Annotated in this window: 21 protein-coding genes; 10 read left to right on the top strand and 11 right to left on the bottom strand. The window is 63.3% G+C overall.

The features are described from left to right. Positions 1-11: 11 nt before the first annotated feature. On the bottom strand, positions 12-875 hold the full coding sequence (locus tag VFH65_RS27065) for an SDR family oxidoreductase (protein WP_353325881.1): 864 nt from the start codon (positions 873-875) through the stop codon (positions 12-14). A gap of 249 nt (positions 876-1,124) precedes the next feature. Between VFH65_RS27065 and VFH65_RS27060 the strand changes: the two genes are divergently transcribed. The 3 genes from VFH65_RS27060 to VFH65_RS27050 are packed head-to-tail and all read left to right on the top strand — an operon-like array spanning position 1,125 to position 3,881. Then, positions 1,125-2,810, top strand: a complete 1,686-nt coding sequence (locus VFH65_RS27060) for an FAD-binding protein (RefSeq protein WP_353325879.1) — start codon at positions 1,125-1,127, stop codon at positions 2,808-2,810. Next, a complete protein-coding gene (locus tag VFH65_RS27055) occupies positions 2,807-3,370 on the top strand; it encodes a CoxG family protein (RefSeq protein ID WP_353325877.1) in 564 nt (187 codons plus the stop codon). The genes VFH65_RS27060 and VFH65_RS27055 overlap by 4 nt, the downstream gene beginning before the upstream one ends. 16 nt (positions 3,371-3,386) lie before the next feature. Next, entirely contained in the window at positions 3,387-3,881 is a 495-nt protein-coding gene (locus tag VFH65_RS27050; protein WP_353325875.1) for a nuclear transport factor 2 family protein, read from the top strand. A gap of 33 nt (positions 3,882-3,914) precedes the next feature. Here the strand turns inward: VFH65_RS27050 and VFH65_RS27045 are convergent, their stop codons facing one another. The 6 genes from VFH65_RS27045 to VFH65_RS27020 form a co-directional block, all read right to left on the bottom strand. Then, the gene (locus VFH65_RS27045; protein WP_353325873.1) at positions 3,915-6,242 is read right to left on the bottom strand and encodes an ATP-binding protein; all 2,328 of its coding nucleotides are present in this window, start codon (positions 6,240-6,242) and stop codon (positions 3,915-3,917) included. A 47-nt stretch (positions 6,243-6,289) separates the two neighbouring features. Then, on the bottom strand, positions 6,290-7,129 hold the full coding sequence (locus VFH65_RS27040; RefSeq protein ID WP_353325871.1) for a TetR/AcrR family transcriptional regulator: 840 nt from the start codon (positions 7,127-7,129) through the stop codon (positions 6,290-6,292). 91 nt (positions 7,130-7,220) lie between these two features. Further along, positions 7,221-7,490 carry a hypothetical protein gene (locus VFH65_RS27035; RefSeq protein WP_353325869.1) on the bottom strand — a complete coding sequence of 90 codons (270 nt, stop codon included), beginning with the start codon at positions 7,488-7,490 and terminating at the stop codon, positions 7,221-7,223. Positions 7,491-7,624: 134 nt separating this feature from the next. Beyond that, on the bottom strand, positions 7,625-8,482 hold the full coding sequence (locus VFH65_RS27030) for an NAD(P)-dependent oxidoreductase (RefSeq protein WP_353325867.1): 858 nt from the start codon (positions 8,480-8,482) through the stop codon (positions 7,625-7,627). A 198-nt stretch (positions 8,483-8,680) separates the two neighbouring features. Next, complete coding sequence (locus VFH65_RS27025) at positions 8,681-9,295, bottom strand: nuclear transport factor 2 family protein (protein WP_353325865.1); 615 nt, start codon at positions 9,293-9,295, stop codon at positions 8,681-8,683. Continuing rightward, the gene (locus tag VFH65_RS27020; protein ID WP_353325863.1) at positions 9,292-9,819 is read right to left on the bottom strand and encodes a chromate resistance protein ChrB domain-containing protein; all 528 of its coding nucleotides are present in this window, start codon (positions 9,817-9,819) and stop codon (positions 9,292-9,294) included. Before VFH65_RS27020 ends, VFH65_RS27025 begins: the two co-directional genes overlap by 4 nt. Before the next feature lie 178 nt (positions 9,820-9,997). Between VFH65_RS27020 and VFH65_RS27015 the strand changes: the two genes are divergently transcribed. The 4 genes from VFH65_RS27015 to VFH65_RS27000 all read left to right on the top strand — a co-directional run bounded on the left by VFH65_RS27015 (position 9,998) and on the right by VFH65_RS27000 (position 12,776). Then, entirely contained in the window at positions 9,998-10,354 is a 357-nt protein-coding gene (locus tag VFH65_RS27015; RefSeq protein ID WP_353325861.1) for a DoxX family protein, read from the top strand. Between the two features lie 65 nt (positions 10,355-10,419). Beyond that, complete coding sequence (locus tag VFH65_RS27010) at positions 10,420-11,586, top strand: acyl-CoA dehydrogenase family protein (RefSeq protein WP_353325859.1); 1,167 nt, start codon at positions 10,420-10,422, stop codon at positions 11,584-11,586. A 29-nt stretch (positions 11,587-11,615) separates the two neighbouring features. Continuing rightward, positions 11,616-12,008, top strand: a complete 393-nt coding sequence (locus VFH65_RS27005; RefSeq protein WP_353325857.1) for a nuclear transport factor 2 family protein — start codon at positions 11,616-11,618, stop codon at positions 12,006-12,008. Between the two features lie 324 nt (positions 12,009-12,332). Next, positions 12,333-12,776: a nuclear transport factor 2 family protein gene (locus VFH65_RS27000; protein WP_353325855.1), complete on the top strand. Its 444-nt coding sequence runs from the start codon at positions 12,333-12,335 to the stop codon at positions 12,774-12,776. Between the two features lie 286 nt (positions 12,777-13,062). Here the strand turns inward: VFH65_RS27000 and VFH65_RS26995 are convergent, their stop codons facing one another. Beyond that, the gene (locus VFH65_RS26995) at positions 13,063-14,211 is read right to left on the bottom strand and encodes a 2-oxo acid dehydrogenase subunit E2 (RefSeq protein WP_353325853.1); all 1,149 of its coding nucleotides are present in this window, start codon (positions 14,209-14,211) and stop codon (positions 13,063-13,065) included. Next, positions 14,208-16,577 (bottom strand): transketolase-like TK C-terminal-containing protein, encoded by a 2,370-nt coding sequence (locus VFH65_RS26990; RefSeq protein ID WP_353325851.1) that lies wholly within the window; start codon positions 16,575-16,577, stop codon positions 14,208-14,210. The genes VFH65_RS26995 and VFH65_RS26990 overlap by 4 nt, the downstream gene beginning before the upstream one ends. A gap of 180 nt (positions 16,578-16,757) precedes the next feature. Here VFH65_RS26990 and VFH65_RS26985 point away from each other — a divergent pair, with 180 nt between their 5' ends. The 3 genes from VFH65_RS26985 (at position 16,758) to mftG (ending at position 19,742) form a co-directional block, all read left to right on the top strand. After that, positions 16,758-17,231, top strand: coding sequence for an Lrp/AsnC family transcriptional regulator (locus tag VFH65_RS26985; protein WP_353325850.1), 474 nt, complete (start codon positions 16,758-16,760; stop codon positions 17,229-17,231). Positions 17,232-17,616: 385 nt separating this feature from the next. Next, complete coding sequence (locus tag VFH65_RS26980) at positions 17,617-18,030, top strand: ester cyclase (RefSeq protein ID WP_353325848.1); 414 nt, start codon at positions 17,617-17,619, stop codon at positions 18,028-18,030. 110 nt (positions 18,031-18,140) lie between these two features. Continuing rightward, on the top strand, positions 18,141-19,742 hold the full coding sequence (mftG, locus tag VFH65_RS26975) for a mycofactocin system GMC family oxidoreductase MftG (RefSeq protein WP_353325846.1): 1,602 nt from the start codon (positions 18,141-18,143) through the stop codon (positions 19,740-19,742). Positions 19,743-19,762: 20 nt separating this feature from the next. On the opposite strand, the gene VFH65_RS26970 is transcribed toward mftG, so the two are convergent. Together VFH65_RS26970 and VFH65_RS26965 are read right to left on the bottom strand one after the other, a co-directional pair. Further along, positions 19,763-20,557: a TetR/AcrR family transcriptional regulator gene (locus tag VFH65_RS26970; protein ID WP_353325844.1), complete on the bottom strand. Its 795-nt coding sequence runs from the start codon at positions 20,555-20,557 to the stop codon at positions 19,763-19,765. Between the two features lie 194 nt (positions 20,558-20,751). Then, a complete protein-coding gene (locus VFH65_RS26965) occupies positions 20,752-20,886 on the bottom strand; it encodes a hypothetical protein (protein ID WP_353325909.1) in 135 nt (44 codons plus the stop codon). Positions 20,887-20,919: the final 33 nt, after the last annotated feature.

Below are 20,919 nucleotides of genomic sequence, written 5' to 3'. Positions count from 1 at the left end.
GTTCATCCGAGTTAGGGTGTGGCGCGGGCAAATTGACGCGCGGCAACGTCGTCGAAGGCGGCCGGTGCGCGGCCCAACAGCTGGGTCAGGACGAACGGGTTTCCACAGAAACCGTGACGGTCGTAGTGGGCAAATGTGGAAATCATGTCGGCGGCCGCCTCGGAGTTTTCTTGAGCGGCCGGCGGCAGCGGACCTTGATCGACGCGAGCGGTTTCGGGCTGCAGGTCGATCCCCCGGGCGCGTGCCACGGCAGTGACGGCGCGGCGCATCGTCGTGAGTGGGCCGGCCAGTTCGTATGTGGCGTAGTCGTGAACGCCGGGCTGCGTCAAGATCTTGGCGCCGATCTCGGCGCTTTCGACGAGATCGAGCACTGCGATCTCGGCGTCGATATTGAACGGGACCTCCACGACGCCGGCGGGCCGGCCACCGAACATTGCGATTACCACCTGCGCATACATGGACGGCTGAAGGATCGTCCACTTCAGGCGACTCGATTGCAGAATCGACTCGGCTCGGGCCTTCCGAAGATGGTTGCGCAAGAAGGGCGTATTGGAATGCATCACCGAGTGATAGGTGAAACGCTCGACGCCGCAGGCCTCGGCCACCCGCACTGCGTTGATGATGAGTTCGTCTTCACGCGGATGCAGCGCCGGGGGGATCGCATATACCGAACGCGCCCCGGTGAACGCCGCCGTGAGAGTGGACGGTTCGGCCAGGTCGGCCCGCACCACATCGCGCGCTCCGGCGGCGTGCAGCCGTTCTGTCCCTGCGTCGCTGTGGCTGATCACGCTGAAGTCTGCATCAACGGCGGCCAACGCCCGGACCAATTCGATTCCTGCCCAGCCCGCCGCACCGGCGATGACGATTTCGCTCATCGGTCAAGCTCCCTTCAATACGTTGCCGATCCGTGCCCATCCAACGCCTCGCACTCGACCATGTGGGCGTACCCTATGCGCGCACCTGCAGATGAGGCAGTGCACATTTCGAGCGCGTATTTTCACGACACACGGCGGCTCTACACATTTGACAGTTTTTAAACTAATGTGTCAACACCGGGTCGGAGTCTACTCTTCCAGCTTCGCCCACGATCGAACTGCTCGGCAAGAACAATGAGGTGAAATAGCATGGAAACACTGAAGTTTCCGGTGCCCGACCGTTGGGACATGGAAACAGATCTGGTGGCGATCGGATCCGGGATCGGCGGCCTGAGCGCGGCGATCACAGCCAACGAATACGGCATCGAAGCGGTCGTGCTCGAGCGTTCGGCGTTGGTGGGCGGCGTTACCGCCTATTCGTTCGGCGAGCTCTGGGTCGCGGGGAACCACCTTGCGGAAGCAGCCGGGTTGAGCGACTCGGCCGAGGCCGGCCTCGGCTACATGCGCTGGCTCTCGGCGGGCTTCGGCGATGAGCGTTTGATCCGCTCGCAGGCGGTGCATGGCCCGATCGCGCTCAAGTTCTTCGAAGAGAACGCGGGCGTGCGCTGGTCACTCATCCGCGACTTCTCCGATTATCTCTGGCCGCAGTGTGCGGACGGCGTGCCGGAGGGGCGCTTCATCGAGGTAGAGCCGTTCCCCGCAGCCAGTCTCGGCGACTGGCAGAGTCGAGTACGCGTCTCGCCGCACGTGCCCTACGGCATGTCCCACAAGGACATGTTCGGCGCCGGCGGCATCGCGAACTTCGCGAACTGGGATTTCGGCGTCATGGCCGGCAGGCTGGCGCAGGACGAGCGTTGCCTTGGCCCGGGGCTGGCCGCTTATTTCGTCAAGGCGGCGCTGGATCGCGACATCCCTCTGCTCACCGAGACCGACGTGGTTGGGCTGATCCAGGATGACGAAGGACGGGTGGTCGGCGTAGCCAGCCGGCGTGACGGACAGGACTACTTCGTCCGCGCCCGGCGCGGCGTGGTGATCGCGACGAGCGGCTATGACGGAAATCAAGGCTTCGAGAAGCGCCTGAGTCAGCATGTCGACGTCCACTCCATGCTGGGCCCCGAGATCGATGGCGCACACCTCCGGCTCGCAGGACGCCTGGGTGCACAGGTCGCGCGCGTGCCCGACGTCTCGATGCTCGGCTATTCGATACCCGGCGAGGAGATCGAGGACGGCCGGCCGCTATGGCGCAACACCCTGACGGAGATGGGCCTTCCTCATGCGCTGGTCGTGAACCGCGCGGGCCGCCGCTTCGGCGACGAATCCTTCTACCGCACCTTGGCTTTCGCCGTCGACTACTTCGACGGGAGCAACCAGAGTCAACCGAACTTCCCCTGCTGGATCATTCAGGACGCGCAATCGCGCGCCAAATATCCGTTCGGCTCGATCATGCCCGGCCAGGACCTGCCCGATGGCCTGGCGGTCAAGGCTGACACGCTGGCGGAGCTGGCGACACGCACGGGGATCGACCCGGAGGGGCTGGTGGCCGAGGTCGACCGCTTCAACGGCTATTGCGAGGCTGGCGTCGATCCCGATTTCCACCGCGGTGAGAAGCCGTGGGCGAAATACATGTGCGGTGATGTCAACAACAAGCCCAACCCCAACCTCGGCCCCGTCGCACAGGCGCCGTTCTATGCGATCCGGCTGGAGCGGGTGAGCGGTGGCGGCATTTCGTCGACGGGCCTTCTGATCGACGAGCATTGCCGAGTGATCGACTATGACGATCGCCCCATTCCGGGCGTCTATGCGGTCGGCGGTTCGTCCGCGCGGCTGGATCAGGGCGCGGGCTCCCAAAGTGGTTTCTCCAATACCCGAGGCATGACACAAGGCTGGCTATCTGCCCGTCACGCGGCCGGGAAGCCATCGGAGGAGTTGGCGTGATCGATCATTCGCTCACCCTGGGGATCGACGCGTCAACGGATCAGGTCTGGGACTACGTCAGCGACATGTCCAACTGGGCGGCCGCCATGCCGGGCTATCGCGAGTTCGAAGTGATCGACGAGATGAACTCGCGCTGGACCTTGAAGGTCGGCGTCGCGGCGATGGTCCGCACGGTCAACGTCCTGGTCCGGATCGATCGCTGGGAGGGACCCGATCTGGTCGAGTTCACCTATCGACTGGACAACGACCCCGTGGAGGGCGCCGGGACGTACAAGGCCCACTCACGGCCCGATGGGGGCACGGAAATCGAGCTCGAGGTCTCGATCAACGGCCAGGGTCCCATGGCACCCGCCTGGGAGGCGATGGCGACGCCGCTGCTGCCGAAGCTGGCAAGGGGCTTCGCCGAGAAGTTGAGGGACAGCATCGAGGCCGTCGCCACTGCACACGAAGCGCCAGTAGCCGGTGCTCAGGCCGACGTCCCGACCAGCATCTGGCAACGGCTCCGAGGCATTTGGCAACGACTCCGCTACCGCAGCCGCAACACAAAGTCCGTCGTGTGATCGGAGAGGACCGACTATGAGCCAAGCGACCGAAACTGCCCTTCCATCGCGATCCGTTGAGGCACGCATCGACGAACTCGAGAGCCGCGCCGCGATCCAGCGGCTGCTCGCCGAATACTGCCACGGAGTCGACAAGCATGAGTTGGATCGATTTGCCGCGGTCTGGCACCCCGACGCGTCGCTCATGATGGGTGAGCCGATCGGCGATTACCACGGCATCGACGAGATCCTTTACTTCATACGCGAAATCATTTGGGAGACACAGCTACCCGAGAGCCACCACTGGACCACCAACACATCGCTGACCTTCTCCGACACCGATCATGCCGATGGGGTATCCGACGTGCTCGCCGCCGGAACCGGCCCCGACGGCCGTCGTGTCAGCATCGCGGCGACCTATCGCGACATCTTCGAGCGCCGCGCGGGCCAGTGGCGCATCCTGCGCCGTGCCGCGGAGATCCACTACGAACTGCCGGTCGCCGTTCCCGGCGAGACCGAGGACGTTTCGTGACGCCCCACGCTCACCCGGTCTGCGCTCAGCGACCTATCTGTCGCTCAGCTGTGCCCGACTAACCCACGCCGCGATCTGGGTGCGCGAATGGAAGCCCAGTTTGGTGAGGATGTTCTGGACATGCGACTCCACCGTCCGGGGCGAAACCACCAAAGCCGCCGCAATCTCGCGGTTACGCATCCCCTTCGCCAGAAGCTCGGCCACCTTGCGTTCCCGCTGGGTGAGCGACTGGAGCTGATCGGAGATGACCGAATCCGCGGCGGACTCCCCGCGGACTTCATGGCCGCCGTGTGACCCGATCAGAGAGTCGAGCGGCTGTGACATTCCGTCCACAAATGCTTGGTCGAATGCAGCATCTCCGATGCCTTCGCGAATCTGCGCCTCAACCATTTCTCGTATCTCGGCTCGGTCGAACTGGTATGGCATCCGGAGCGGCCCCGCCCGCCATATCACATCTGCTGCACCCTGTAGTCGAGCGGCGCGGACGTAGTCGCCGGAAAGCGTTACTGCCCAAGCCATTCCATCCAGGCACATTGCGGTCCCAAGATCATGGTTCATTTGTCTGAAGATCACCATCGCCGTGGTGAAGCAGTCGACGGCGACCTCACGGCGGTCCTTGCGGCAGTGCATCAGACCGTTGATCCAGAGCGCCGATCCACGCCAAAGCTGAGCACCGTGCGCCTGCATGAAAGTCAATGCGTCGATGGCCAGGTTGTCAGCGCGCGAATCATCCAGTGCGAACGCCATCGCCGAAGCGAAAAACATCGCCTCCCCGGTGATGGCAGGGTCATTCACCGAGCGCCCCGCGGCGACCGCGTTCTCCGCAGCGGACAGCGCCGCGCGCGTGTCACCGAGTAAGAATTCGGCCATTACCGGACACAGGGTCAGCGCTGCGTTGATGCGATCCAGTGAGTACTCGCCGGCGAGCTTTCTGCACTCGGCCATGCTTTTCAATGACGAATCTACTTCTGCCAGTAGCACTTCTATGTACGCGAGTACCCACAGCGCCTCTGCGCGGGCCGCCGACGGTTCAGTGTCGGCCGCGAGAGCCTTTCGCAACCATTGGCAGCCTTCCACGACCAGTCCCGGCGATGCCCAGAACATGCGCAGGACGGCGGCTATGGACAGCGCCACCCGTGGCTCACCGACGCCGGAGATACATTCCTGCAATGCCAAGCGGATATTCGCATGGTTCGCACGAATGTCCTGAAACCACGGGATCTCCCGTTCGGTGAAGAAGTCATCGTGGCCGCGCTGTGCTAGCGCCGCGAAGTATCGAACGTGGCGAAGTCGGACCTCTCTGGCCTCGCCCAACGTCGCGAGCCGTTCCTTGCCGTATTCGCGCATCGTTTCCAGCATCGAGAAGCGGGCACCACGCCCCGAAACCGCGTCCTGCCTCCGCAGGATGGACTTGTCGACGAGGCCGGCCACAAGATCGAAGACATCGTCTCGGGGTAGCCGATCGTCGGCGCACACGGATTCTGCCGCGTCGAGGTCGAATCCGCCGGCGAAGACCGACAACCGGACCCACAACAGCTGTTCCACCGGCGAACACAGCTCGAAACTCCAGTCGATGGTGGCTTTCAATGTCTGATGCCGGGCGGGAGCCGACCGTGGTCCTGTGGTCAGCACGTCCAACGAACGTTCGAGGCGCAGCAGGATCTCCCCCACCGAGTAGGCCCGCAAGCGGGCGACAGCCAGTTCGATCGCCAATGGGATGCCGTCGAGCCGGCGACAGATCTCAATGACCGACCGCCGGAATTCCGGCCCGTCAGGGAGGACGGCAAGCACCGCCGCCGCGCGATCGAGGAACAGATCTACCGCTTCGGAGTGGAGATCCGCCGGTTCGATCCGGTCCAGCGCAGACGACCTCGGCACGGATAGCGGCGGCACCTCGAACAGGTATTCACCCTCGCTGCCAAGAACTTGGCGACTGGTCGCCAGAACATGCAGTCCAGGCGCCGCGGTCAACAGTCTGCTCATCAGGCTTGCCACCGGTTGGATCAGATGTTCGCAGTTGTCGATGACGAGCAGCATGGTCTTGTCGGACAGGTACTCCGCCAGCCTCTGAGCGGGGTCGCCCGAGGTGTCGGTGAGCCCGAGCGTTACCGCCGTATGGAGCGCGAGCAGGTCTCCCTGCCCCAACTCGGCGAGCTCCACCAGCCATACACCGTCCGGAAAGGCCGGATGCACGTCACAGGCGACCCGGCGTGCGAGCCTGGTCTTTCCCACTCCGCCGGGCCCGGTCAGGGTAAGCAGCCGAGTAGCGGTAAGCGCACGCCGCACCTGAGCCAGCTCACGCTCACGCCCGACGAAGTTCGTGACTTCGGCAGGGAGCTTGCCCAGCGACCGCACGTGCATAAACCGACGCTACATCCAGGGCGATGCCGGTTGTTATAACGCGGGCATCAACCCGACCGCCGACGGGCTCTCGGTTTCTCCGTGGTCTTCGATTGTTTTTGCTGGTCGAGTGTCCGCTCGAGGTAGTCCAAGTCCGCACGAAGTTGCGCAATCGCCGCACGTGGACCAATCGCGCCTGGTAGGTGCCCGTCGGGCGAACGAACCATGCCCAGGGCGAGATCGGCAATCTGCTCGGCCACCTCGGTCGGGGTGTGCTCGCCCAGCGATTGCTGCCACCAGGCGATCCAGTTGCACATGCCGATCACCGCAAGCGCGGTGGTTCGCGGATCGACCGGCCGGAACTGACCGGCCTCGATGCCCTCCTCGATAAGCAGGATGAGTTCCCGCAGCGTCGCCCGCTGGGCCGCGCGCTGCGAGCGGGCGAGATCGTCCGGGAGTTCCGCTTCTGAGCGGACCAACATCTGGAAGCGCCCGGGATCGTTCGCCCGCCGCAGGGCGATGGCGTGTGCAACGCCGCGCAATCGCGCGGCTGGCTCACTACCGGGGTGAGTGGCCAGACGCTTGATTTCGGCCGCGGGGGCTTCGGTCGTCTCGGTGACCAGCCGAGCAAGCAGCTCGTCCTTGCTCTTGACGTAGTAGTACAAGGCGGGTCGTGTCATGCCCATCGCATCGGCGACATCCTGCAGACTCGTCCCCGCGAACCCACGCTCGGCGAACAGGCGCGCCGCTTCCGTGAAGATCTGGTCCTCTACCAGACCTCGGCGCGATGTGTTGCGAGGTGCGTCGTCGGTGCGGGTCGCAGCAGCGGCTTTCGGGGCCGGCCGCGACTTCGTCGCCTTCGCGGTCGCCTTCGGAGTCGCCTTCGAGCCCGGCTTGTTAGCTGCCACGCTCAAAGCTTAACGGCAAAGTAAAATCCATGGCCGGCAGGCGGCAGCCGTGTTCAGCGCCGAAGATCAGAGGGCGCATGCGAGTCGGTAACTACAGGGCCGGTGTGGGCGTCGACGCATATTCGCTGATCATGGAGTTCGCGAGTTCGTCGAGGAGCGCCGTCATGCGCCGCGTGGCGCGCCGAGCGGCGAACGCATCCTGGCTGTGTGTGGCCTTCCGCAGATCCCACATGGTTTCGGAGATCAACTGCTGCAATACGGCCGCATCGGGTCGCGGCCCGACTGCTCGGCCAATGGGGTTCGGTCTGGCCTCGAGCCGAGCCGTTACTTCTGCCCGAGGCGGCGTTGCCAGTGTGGTCATCGTCACACCTTGGCACGGCGCGGACGACTGTACGACGTCAGGACTACTGAGTTCACTACTGAATTTTGTCCGTCGGTACTGCCCAGATGCCGACGAACAACCGCCCTGCCCCGCCGACGGCATCGCATATCTGATCAGCCGACGAAGGCCTTGAACAGGGTCGCGGGGTCAGATGCTCCATGGCCGTCAGCGGCGAGTTTGTGGAAGTGTTCGCCGACGATGCTGATCAAGTCGACGGGCGCATTGATCGACTGTCCGTAGGCAATGACTTCGTCGACGTCCTTCAAACTCATGTCGACGGTAACGAGCCGCCCTTCGAACTGGCCCGACGCGATGAGCGGGGCCCGTATCTTGAATTGGCCTGACATGGCGCCGGGACTCGCGGAGATGAGCTCTGCAACCTGATGCAGGTCGAGACCCGCCAAGTGCGCGTACGCCATGGCCTGTGACGCGGCCGTCACGTGGACGAGGCCCAGGAACTGGGCGACCAGCTTCATCTTGGTGCCGGTCCCAAATTCCCCCACGAAGCAGTAGTTCGGCGACATTGCCGCGAAGACGTCTTTCAACCGGTCGTGTACCGAGCTGTCTCCGCTGGCGTAGATCACCGCGATCTTGGCTTGCGCCATCGCCGGTGTGCCGCTGACCGGTGCATCGAATAATTCCGAGCCGCGCTCGTTGAACTGCTTGCGTACCCTTTCCTTCTCAGATACGGGCAGTGTGCTCATTTCGATCAGCGGCGGCGGGTCATCGACCGCGAGCAGCTCGGATGTGACCTCGTCGAACGAGGCAACAGACGGCAGGCAACTAGCGACGACGTCCGCGGCCTCAGCGACAGCCGATACCGACCCGTCACCCGGCACTGTTGCCCCGCGCGCGACGAGGAGTTCGGCGTTGCCGCGATTAGTGCAAACCACCGTGAAGCCCGCATCGAGCAATGAACACGCCAAGGGCAGGCCGAGACGACCCACTCCAACGAAACCGACTGTCGTCATCGCCCTTATCTCCTTGTCGACCGGACGAACTGCACAGCCGTCAGAACGGCTGTGTTCCTCGACACCTACGTTAATCTATCGTCGTATGTGTAAGCAACAGTAGGATTGGCCCCCCAGTTGCGCCGGTCGCTGGCCTCGAGATGCCGGAGATCGATGCACCGTGTCAACCGCTTGTTAGCGACTGTCGTTCAACGGGTTTCAACGATCGAGTGGTGCACCGCGCAGCCAGCGCGCACCACTGGCGTAGAGGGAGTCGGCCTGACTGCCACACGGACCGGGCATGTTCAGATCGATGTGAAATCCCATCCTCGCTTGAACGTACGCGAGATGGCGGTATCCCTCTGGAAGATTGTCCAGCAACGCCGTGTCGAGTTGCACGGTCTCCGTGGGATTGACTGGGCTGAGGCGATCGTGTTCGTAGATCGGTTGGCGAAGGACCAAGCCCCACTTGTCATCTCGACATTCGAAGAAGTCATAGAAGCGGCCGCTGGCCTCCACATCGCACAGCACGCCGTCGACGAGTGCACGCTGGCCTATCCTCACTTTGGTCTGCGCGACGGCCCGGTGGCCAAGCACATCGACAACCGAGCCGCCGAGGAAGTGGCTGACTTTCGCGCCCCGTTCGGCTGCGTCGCGGCACAGGCGAATGAACTCGTCACGGGGCCCGTGCCACCACAACGTCACCATCCGTCCGTCGTCGTGCCAGACCGACCGGAGGCGTTCCCAATCGAACGAGTCGCGCCAAATCGCCCAACCATCGATCAGTCTCCTGATCTCCAGTTCATGCCGCAGCCCGGTCGGGTTGGCGTTCATGTCGTCGCATCAGCTCTTGTTCGCCATGCGGCACGAAGGCCGGCCATCCGCTCCCAGAACGTTTCGGGTCCTGATCGGGGATCCAGCCGGCGTGCCCAAAAGTAGGCATACAGCGCATCGTAGATCTCGCAGGAGGCCTCAATATTGTCGTGATCCGCCGGCCACCGCAGCATGAGGCCCTCAGACAAGGCCAATAGAGCCATGCCCAACCCGAGGGTCTCGGGCGTGGCACCTTGCTGGTCCTCCCCGAACAAGTGTCGGATGCCGGCGCGCACTACATCCGCGATGTCGTGCAGAACCGGATCGTCGAGCTGGTAGCGCCGCAGCAACTTGTCGAAAGTGGAACCGTTCTCGTCATGCATCCCGATCTCCGCCCCGGGTAAGGCGAACGGAATCGCATCGGTGGGCCATGGCTTGTCCGGGTCAATGAACACGAACTCCGCATCCGGATCGATGCTCCTCCGGATGAGCCACGGCGATGCCACTCGATCCAGATGTACGTTCTCTCTAGTCACCCAACGCATCAGCGTGTCAACTCCCGCAGCAGGGCCTTGCCGAACGCCATGCCGCCCTCCCCGTCGAGCCTCACCGTTGCCGCCATCGCCACATCTCCTTACGCAAACGTTGATAATTCTTCACAATAGTCTGCTATCCGGGTATGCTTCCGGCACTCCAACATTCCCGATACCGGAGGACTAAACCATGCAGTCGTTCGTCGCCATATTGTCCGGCGTCTTGGCGGTCGCCTTTCTCCTGTCCGGAGTCGCCAAGTTGGTCGGAGTCGAGGCGCTCGAAAAGAGCGCTCGGAAGCTGGGCATCTCGCGCCGCCTGCATGTCACGGCTGGACTTCTCGAGATTGCCGCCGCCGCAGGACTTGTGCTGGGGCTGTGGTGGATCCCGTTGCGTATAGCGGCGGCCGCCGGATTGACGGTCATGATGGCGATCGCCGTCGGCTATCACGTGCGCGGCAAAGACAAGGCGGTCGAAACCTCCGTACCGGCTCTACTGGGTGCTCTCACGCTGGTCGCCGCCGTTCTGTCAGTACCGACGAATCTTTGACATAATCGTCCACCCGGGAATACGGTGCCGGGTGAACCCGTGAGCCAACAAGAGGGACCAACGACATGACCGAGACATTGAGCCCGCACACCAACCATGAGGCCGTGGTCAAGGCAGCAGCCGCAGTCGCCCAGGAGATCGGCGGCCTGGCCGCCGAGGCGGAGCGTCTCGGGCGCCTCCCCGATGAGACCGTCCGGCTACTGGACGAGGCCGGCCTGCTCAGATTGCTCGCGCCGCGCGCTCGGGGCGGCCACCAAGGGTCGATCGACACCTTCAGCGATGTGGCGGAGGAGCTCGCGAAGGCCTGCGGTTCAACGGCCTGGGTCGCCAGCATCTACATCGGCAACTTGTACATGCTGACAGCGTTCTCCGACGAGGCGAACGCGGAGGTTTACGCACACGAGTACCCCAAGGTCGCGCAGTCGTTCACGCCCACCGGGCAGGCGGTTCCCGTCGACGGGGGTTTCCGTCTGTCCGGTACCTGGCGGTTCTGCTCCGGCCAGCATCATGCGCAGTGGGTCATCTTCCTGTCCTTCATCACGGACGGTGACAACCCTCCCGAGGTCGCGACGTTCCTGGTACCTAAGGAAGACTGCGTTGTCGCCGACGACTGGCAGGTCTCCGGCCTGGCGGGGACGGGCTCGAATTCGATGACCGTGACGGACAAGTTCGTTCCCAACCATCGAGTTGCGCGGCCGAGTTCGCCGCAGCCGTCGGCCGACTTTGCCGATCCCTTCTATCAGATCCCGACCATCCCATTCTTCAACGCGGGTAGCGTCGGCGCTCCGCTCGGTCTCGCCGGCCAAGCTCTCACATTGCTCCGTGAGCGCATCCACAAGAAGGGCATCACCTACACCAGCTATACGCGTGCGGCTGACGCTGCGGTCACGCACTTCCAGCTCGCCGAGGCCTCGATGAAGTTCGATCAGGCACGCTTCCACGCCAAGCGGGCCCGCGATACGGCGATGAAGCTCGCCGACGGACCGCTCGAGTTGGAGGAGCGGGTTCGAATCCGTGCCGACGTCGCCTGGGTGGTCGATCTCTGCCGCGAGGTCATCGACATCGCGCGGCGCGCATCCGGTGCGAGCGCCATCCACCTCAAGGACCCGACGCAACGCATCGTCCGCGACATCGGGGCCTTGTCCGTGCACGCCTTCCTTATCCACTCGACGGCTGCGGAACTCTACGGCCGCGTTCTCTGCGGACTTGAGCCCGGCACAGATCTGTATTGAGTCCACAGCAGAGGGAAAGGAATTCACCCATGAGCCCAGAGCAGAACAAGGCCGTAGTCGCCGAGCTCTTGAAGGCACTCGAGGGCGGAGATGTCGACGCCATTCTGGCGCGGCTGACTGACGACGTAACGTGGTGGGTGGCCGGCGATCTGCCCCTCTCTGGCGACCATGACAGGGCAGCGATCGAGCAGATGATCGCCGGACAGGCTGCGATGGTTGTCCCCCCGATCAAGTTCACTCCGGTCGGCTTCATCGCAGAGGGCGACCGGGTCTCGGTCGAAACCGAGTCCGCTGCCGACCTGAAGAATGGCAAGCACTACAGCAACAAGTACCACCTCGTGTTCGAGTTCGAGGGCGACCTGATCTCGCGGGTGCGTGAGTACATGGACACCAAGAGAGTCGCCGACATCCTGTTCGGCTGACCTTCTGCGCTCAGAGCACTCCACGCATCGGATCCGAGACTCGTGGTGTTCTGTGCTCATGCCTTGTCGACGATGTCGAAATAGGCTCGAATATCTCATATTTCGGTGTGGTTGACCCTCGGCTCCTCGGCCTCGAACGTGGCTGCGGTGACGCTGAACCAGCGACAGACGGCCCAAGCTTCAGTGAAGCATTCGTTGACTACAACGTCGAACATTTTATACAATTGTCAGTATCTCGCGAATGCAGCCGACAACACTCGCCGACGCAATGCGTCTACCAGAGATCGAAGGGAACCCATGACTACCAGCTTCGGGGCGAAGGAAATGATCGAGCTGGTCAATCGCCATACGGAGTGCGAGGTTCGCGCCGATTGGGATGGTTGCATGGCGACGATGTCGGCAGATCCTTACTACTTGCATTATCCGCTGGGCTTGCGGGTTAGTGGTCGCGACGCGGTCCTCGAGATGTGGAAGCGCATGGTGGCCACCGCCGAGTTTGGCGATGCTGTCACGTCGTCGACAATCCGCCACTGGATCGTCGATGAGTCGGTCATCGTCGTCTTCGAGTGGGATGTCGATGACGGCGATGGGCAGAAACGGAAGAAGTGCAGCTTCGCAGAGTTCCGGTTCGCCGGCGGTCTGATCGAAAGCGAGACCATCTTCGGTGACAACGACGTCGACGCCCTGACGCGCGAGGCGCTGGGCGGGGACTTCCTGCGTCTGCCGGGAGTGGAGCCTCTCGAGGAAGCAGCAGTGCCCGTCATATGACGGCGCGAGGTGCCAATGTCTCATAAACACTGAGAGCCAAGCGATGTTCTGGACGATGGTGATTTCAACAGCCGTCTTTACGGCCTGGATCGTGCCCGCGACTCAGCGCCGTTGTGAACAGTGGGCCCAAGCTCGCGATAGGGATCTGTAGCAGCTCCGGCGCCGCCCAACAGCACATCTCAGCTTCGAGCGATGCGACGAGCCTGCGCCATCGGGATTCTCGGGAATCTGCTCGTTCGAGACGAACATAGTCGACAACGATTCAACGCAATAGTACGAGCTCTGCTCAAATATCTGATGCGCTGAAACCGGTTTCGAGGCGATTCTTCACCGCGCCCAGATACCTGGCGGCATCGGCGCCGTCGACCAGTCGGTGGTCGTAGCTGAGCGACAAATACGCCATCGATCGCACGCTGATCTGCATGCTGCCGTCGACGCGCGTCGGCACGACTCGTTCCACTACTGCGCCAAGCCCGAGGATGGCCGATTGCGGCTGGTTGATAATCGGAGTGTCGAATAGTGCACCACGACTGCCGGTGTTGGTGATGGTGAAGGTGCCGCCGGACAGCTCGTCGACGCCGACCGTGCCGTCGCGCACCCGGCCGGCCAGATCCGCGATGGCACGCGCGAGACCGCTGACGCTCAGATTCTCGGCGTTTCGGATCACCGGTACCATCAGCCCCTTCGGACTGTCGACGGCCATGCCGAGATGGCACACATGGTGGTAGATCACCTCGGTGGCGTCGGCGTTCAAGGAGGCGTTGATGACGCGGTGATCGGCAAGCGCATCCACGGCGGCCTTCGCGAAGAACGGCAGAAACGACAGCTTGATCCCGGTCTGCCGCAGGAAATCGTCCTTGTGCCGGGCGCGCACGGCCGCGACCGCGGTGACGTCGGCTTCCAGCACGGTGGTCAACTGCGCCGAGGTGTGTAGCGACTCCATCATGCGGCGCGCGATGGTCTGCCGGATTCGCGGCAGTTTCTCGATGGTCGAGTCAGAGGAACGGACTGGCTCCGGCGCCGAAGTCGCGGCGGGTGCGCTGACTGCCGTGGATGTCGTTGCCGCCGCGACAGATTCGGGTTCGACCGGATCCGCCGCGGTCACTTGGTGTGCCTGTTCCCGCCGATCGGGCACCACCTCCTCGGCGGGAACAGGCGTCGTCACCGGAGCGGCGGGGTTTCCTGCTCCGATGACAGCCAGGGGTTCGCCGACGGCGACGACGCTGTCTTCGTCGGCGAGAATGCGCAGCAATGTTCCTGCTGCGGGCGAGACGATCTCGGTGTCCACTTTGTCGGTGGACACCTCGAGCATCGGCTCGTCGAGGGCGACCTCGTCACCTGGTTGTTTCAACCAGCGGGTCACGGTGGCCGAAGTGACGCTTTCGCCGAGGTCGGGCAGCGGCACACTGGTCTCGGCCTGACTTATTGTCGTCACGAATCGGCTCGCGTCGTTGCGGCTTCACCTGCGGCGCCGAGAACGTCGAGCGCGGCAGCGACGATACTGTCGGCGTCTAGACCGTGGTATCTGTAGACCTCGTCTAGCGATCCGACCTGTCCGAACCGGCTTACGCCGAGCGCGACGTGGTGCACGCGATTGACGCCGGCCAGGAACGCCAGCGTGTGGGGATGCCCATCGAGGACGGTGACGATCGGGGTCGCCCGGTTGACGGGGAACAGCTGATCGAGGATCCAACTCTCGGCGGTGCCACGACCCTGCCGGGCCTGCATTGCCTCGAACAGCAGCCCCGGGCTGGTGACGCAAACGACGTCGGCGACGACACCGGCTGAACCCAGACGCTCGGCGGCTGCAAGCGCTTCGGTCATCACCGCGCCCATCGCGACGATGGTCACCACCGCGCCATCCCTGCGAACGATCGGATATCCGCCGGCCACAACCTGTTTTCGACGGCGCTCGCGTGCAGCCAGGTCTTCGGGCACCTCGGCGAGCTGCTGGTCGACCGGCCGGGTGGACAGCCGAAGGTAAGCGGAGGTGCCGTCGGGCCGGCCCAGCCGGGCCAGGCTGGCCAGCAGCGTCCATTCCACGTCGATGGCGAACGCAGGCTCATACGAGATCAAACCTGGCGTTTCGATGCCTACCGACGGCGTCGTAATCGATTGGTGGGCTCCGCCTTCGGCAGCGAGGGTAACCCCCGACGGAGTCCCGATCAGGATTGACTGCCCACCCGCGTATATGCCGTAGGTCCACGGTTCCAAAGCGCGCTCGACAAAGGGGTCGTAGAGGACGCCGATCGGGAACAGCGGCTCACCCCAGCGGCTCCAGGTGGCGCCCAACTCGCCGATCAGGCCGACGAGGTTGGTTTCGGCGATGCCCAGTTCGATGTGCTGCCCGGTGGGCTGCTCTCGCCAGTGCATGAGGGTCTCGGCGTCGTCGGCGAACCAGTCGTAGCGTTCCGCGGTCGACCACACACCGACCTTGTTGATCCAGCCCGCCAGATTCGTGGTGGAGCTGACGTCGGGGCTCACGGTAACTGTTCGACGTGCCGCCTCCGGAGCTGCCCGGCTCAGGTCAAGCAATACCCGGCCCAGTGCTGCCTGCGTGGTGGCCGTGCCCTTGGGGGTACGGCCGAAATCTGTTGGGACGGTAGGTACCACCGAGGTGGGAGCCGGTTGCCGATGTAGCCCCCGCGCCACGTGCGAGCACAACTGCGCGGCCGGGGTCCCCTCGTCGAACCGGCCCCAGGGCTGTTGCGGATCCCTACCAAGCTCGGCGGCGAGTGACTCATACTGCTCGACCGACAGCAGCGACGAATGGTTCTGCGGATGACCTTGCGATGGCAGACCGTAGCCCTTGATCGTGTAGGCGATGATCACAGTGGGCCGGGTGTCATCGATGCGCCCGTAGGCATCAATGAGAGCCTGCAGATCATGCCCGCCGAGATTGCGAATCGCGGCCAGCAGTGTCGAATCATCCAGACCAGCAATCAGTTCCGCGATCTGCCCGTTATCAGGACCGGTTCCGGGCAGACGGACGCGCAGTTCCGACGCGTCGCAGCGCAGCAGCCGCTGATACTCCGGATTCGACATCTCCAGGATGCGGGTTCGCAACACGTCACCGCCGGGCCGGGTGAACAGCGACTCAAGCAGGCCGCCGAACTTGACTGTGATCACCTGCCAACCCGCAGCCTCGAACATCGATTCCAGCCGGCCTGCGGCGATGTTCGGCACCACCCGGTCGAGCGACTGCCGGTTGAGGTCGACGATCCACACCACCTCGCCAAGATCGACGATGCCGGGATCCACGATCGCCTCCCACACCGCGCCCTCGTCCAGTTCGGCATCGCCGACCAGTGAGTACTGCCGGCCGGTGCCCGCGTCGGCGCCGAGGGTGGTGTTGACATAGCGGCGTGCCATCGTTCCCCAGATTGGCGCCGTGGCACCAATACCGACCGATCCCGTGGAGTAGTCGACCGGATCGGGGTCCTTGGACCGGCTTGGATATGACTGCAAGCCACCGAACTGGCGCAGCGTGGTCAGATAAGACTCGTCCAGCTCACCGAGCAGGTAATTGATCGCGTGTAATACCGGTGAGGCGTGCGGCTTGACCGAAACCCGGTCATCGGAACGCAGCGCCGCGAACCACAGCGAGGTCATGATCGACACCATCGACGCGCACGACGCCTGATGTCCCCCGACCTTGAGTCCGGATGTGTTGGGACGCACCCGGTTCGCGTGGTGGATCATGGCCGTCGACAACCACAGCGTGCGACGTTCGATTTCCGCCAGTGCTTCAAGATCGATAGACCCACCGAGGCTGTGCTCGGGCTCGGTGACCGCGGTCATCGGTGTACTCCTTCTCTGCGCGAACGTGTACAGATCGCGCAACAAGTGTGGCTAGGTGCTCGCCTTTCGCGCAACCATGCCGCGCTATTGTGTGCATAATGCCAATGTGCACCCGGAGTCGTGGGCCCAGCGCTTGTCGATTCGACAAGCTGGGAGCCCACCGAATTGGAGGTTGGCGTCATGGTTCAGGCCTTTCGCGCAGATCCGATCGATGTCCGCATCTTTCGGGCACTCATCGCCGAACCCCGTGCGAGCGCGGTCGCTCTCGCCGATCGAACAGGATTGTCGCGGAACACCATTCAGGCACGACTGAGCCGACTGGACGAGCGCAACGCCCTGGACTCGTTTGAACGATGCATCGACCCGGCAACTCTCGGCTTTCCACTACGCGCATACCTGTTCGCGAACGTGACGCAACGAAAACTTTCCGCAATTGCCGCCGATCTGAATGCGATTCCCGAAGTCTTAGAAGTGCAAGGACTGAGCGGGGCGATGGATCTGCTGATCCAGGTCGTTGCGCGCGATGCCGACGATCTCTACCGGATAGCCGGTCAAGTACTGGAGATCGATGGAATCGAGCGGACCACAACGTCGCTGGTGATGCGCACCTTGGTCGAATACCGTGTCACCCCGCTCATCCCGGACGACGAATAGATGTCGTCGTACGCATCGAAATCGCGCTCTATCGGCGGTGATGGCGAGCGACGACAACTCCACTTACGTGTGTGAAAACTATTTGACAATGTCGTCGGCGTCATCGTAATGTGACCGAGGTTACTAGCAGCTTCTGTAAGCCGCGCCGGCAACGCCCACCGCGGAATGGGAGGTGGTCGGTGTGCCCAGAATCGCGCACGCCCCCGCGCCGGGGCATACCCCGAGTCCCCGCGGCGCGTCGGTATCTCGTTGGCAGACGAAGCTTTCCAAATCTCTGCAGGCCAAGTGCGACCACGATCCCACCAATGTCTCTTGAACCAGCACACCGTCCCATGAGCGCGCTTGCCGCGTTTGACGATTCGCTCCGCACCCGAGGAGGAAGCCAGTGACACTTTCGGACAACCCGAAGGATATGACGAGGAAGTTCTACGACAGCTACAACGAGCAGAACCTGGCCGCCAGCTTCGAGCGCTACGTCGCGACAGACGCGCAGAGCCACGCCATGGGCGGTACCTATGATCGAGCGGCCTGGCTGGAGACCGACAGCGCACTGTTCGACGCGTTCACTGATTTCTCCATGACGATCCTCGACCAGATCGCTGAGGGCGACAAGGTCGCAACGCGCTGGATGATGAACTGCACTCAGCAATCGGAATTCTTCGGCGTGCCTTCGAGCGGACGCACGGCGGTGTTGACGGGAACGGCCTTCGACCTCGTTCGCGACGGCAAGATCGCAGAGCACTGGCTTGACATCGACTTCACCGGATTCCTGCAGCAACTGGCGACCCCGCAGCAGTAGGGCCGTGTTTCGGCGTAGGCGGAGCAACGGCGTCTGTCGGCGCCATGGCGTCCGGTGGTGAAACACCCTGTAGGCCAGCAGATGTCAATCAAAGAAAGGTGTTCGGTTCGATGAAGCACACTCGGACATATCCCTTGAAGAAGAGTTACGACGTTGTGGTCATCGGCGCCGGCTCGACGGGCGCAACTCTGGCCGGCCGACTCAGCGGACGGCAGAACCGCAGCATCCTCGTCCTTGAGGCCGGCCCGGCTCCCAGTTCGTTGGAGGACTTTCCACCAGCCGTTCTCGACCCGAGCGACTACACCGCGATGATCCCCGGCCACCCGGCGAACTGGGCGTTTCCCGGCGAATCACGTCCCGGCGTCGAGGTGATGGCCCCCCGGGGGCGAATCATCGGTGGGTCAGGATCCATCAACGGCGCCTACTTCATTCGCGGGCGGCGCTCTGACTTCGACCGCTGGGAAGAGCTGGGTAACGACAAGTGGTCCTATGCCGAGACGCTGCCCTGCTTTCGAAAGCTGGAGCACGACGCCGACTTCACCGGTGAATTGCACGGCGTGGACGGACCGATACCAGTCAGGCGGGAGGACAAGGACCGAGCGCCGGAGTTCACGGCCGCCTTCACGGCCGCCTGCGTCGGCCTCGGCTACCCCGAGGAACTCGACAAGAACGGCGATGAACCCGAAGGGGTTGGACCGGTGCCGTACAACATCGGCGACGGCCGGCGCGTCAGCCCCGCGATCGCCTACCTGTTGCCGAACCTGGAGCGACCCAATCTCGATGTCTGCGGTGATGCGTTGGTCGGCCGCGTGTTGTTCGATGGCGGTCGCGCCTATGCCGTCGAATTCGAGCTCGACGGTGTGCGGCAACGGGTCAACGCCGGCGAAGTCATCCTCGCGGCCGGGGCGCTGCGGACGCCACAGCTGCTCATGCTGTCCGGAATCGGCCCGGCCTCCCAGCTTTCTGACCACAACATCCCTGTCGTTTGCGACTCGCCGGGCGTAGGGGCCGAGCTAGTCGACCACCCCGACGTCGTCCTGAGCTACGGTATCGATCCGCGCGTCCGCCGAATCAAAGGGCGTGGCGCAATGACTTCGGCACTGCACTGGAAAACCGCGTCACACAATTCAGTTAGCGACGGCTCGGTCGAGATCCTGCCCTATGTGATGACTTTGGCCGAGGCAATGGGCATCGACGAAGCTCTGCCGGACGGGGCGCGAAGCGACGACCCGATGCACAATCCGTTCGTCTTCATGCGGCTGATGCAACAGCACAGCCGCGGACGCGTCTTCCTGCGCTCGGCTGATCCACACGACGGTCCCGGGCTTTGCTGGAATTTCCTCACCGACTCGCGTGATATAGCCCAGTACCGGGAAGTGGTCAGGGTCGCGGCGGCGATTTTCGAATCGGATGCGATGCGCGAGATCGGCGGTAGGACAATCGGTCTTGATTCACACGATCTCGACACCGACGCCGCACTCGACGCCTGGATCCTTTCCCATCTGTCAACGTGGGGCCCGGGCCACGGGACCTCTACTTGCAGGATGGGGCCGGTGTCCGATGCGCTTGCCGTTGTCGACCAGGACGGCCTGGTCCGGGGGGTATCCGGACTGCGGATCGCCGATACGTCGATGTTCCCGACCAACATCGCGCGCGGCACAAACGCGACTGCCGTGATGGCCGGCGAACGGTTGGCGGAGCTGATCCCCTGATCGTCCCCCGGCCGACCAAACTATCGGCGTCGCCGCTTGGGCTCCTGATCGGATTCGTTTAGGAGCCGGTCCAGATACGCCAGATCCTGTCGCAGCAGGGCCACCGCAGCGCCGGGTCCCATCAGACCGGTGTTCCGGGCAGAGGACTGCAGGAGGCTGGCGACCGCCATGTCGGCAATCTCGATCGCCACCTGCTTCGCGACGGACCGGTCGTCCTCGTGGAACCACCACGCCACCCAGTTGCACATCCCGATCACCGCCAGCGCCGCCGAGCGGGGATTGACGGGGCGGAACTGCCCCCTATCGATGCCCTGCTTGATGAGTTCGATGATGCTGCGCAGCATGGCGCGCTTGTTTTCCTCGTGGACTTTGGCCAGGCCTTCGGAAAGTTCGCCTTCGGAGCGCTCCAGCAACAGAAACCGCGTGGGGTGTAACGCGCGGTTGTACGCCATGACGTAAGCGATTCGGGAAAGCCTAGCCACGGGTTCGAGATTGGAGTCGGTCGCCAGATCGAGGATCTCAGCCGTGTTCGTTTCGGTGATCTCCGTGACGAGCTTCGCCAGTATGTCGTCTTTGCTTTCTACGTAGTAATAGAGCGCGGGACGGGTGATCCCCATTTCGTCTGCGATGTCCTGAAGACTTGTCCCTGCGAAACCGCGCAGCGCAAATAGCTTGACCGCCGTCTCGTACATCTGATTCTCGACGAGTTCCTTACGCACGTTCGACGCGCTCGGCGCATTTGATACTCGTTTGCGGACACGTTTACCCGAACTGGCTGGATCGGATGATCGCGCAGTGCCCACCGTCTTCGCCACTCCCTCATTCTAGGTCGAGCGGCCCTCCTAGTCCGGGCATCCACGTGGCAACTTACGCTCACGATTACTAATTGACGAGCACGTGCAACAGTCTCGAGCGATAGTCGGGCGAGCCATCTACCTGCGATGTCGTTGTGTCCGTGCCGATCACGCCTGCGCTGCGCCGCCCGTCCTTACGAAGTCGTCCAATTTTTTTACGGGGCCCGCACAGCGCTGATGAAGATCCGTTCGCGCATGATTGGCGCGGCGAACGGATCGTTGATGAACTCATCCTGCGGGCTTGACGCCAGTGCGCGTGAGCCGGCGGCCACGGTGGCAGTCGCGCCCACGCTCGAGGAGAGATTCCAGCTGTCGCTGTCGGA

Source organism: Mycobacterium sp. (assembly GCF_035697385.1).
Lineage (GTDB): Bacteria > Actinomycetota > Actinomycetes > Mycobacteriales > Mycobacteriaceae > Mycobacterium.
The sequence above is the reverse complement of the archived record's forward strand: the minus strand, read 5'-3'. Positions and strand labels throughout refer to the sequence as shown.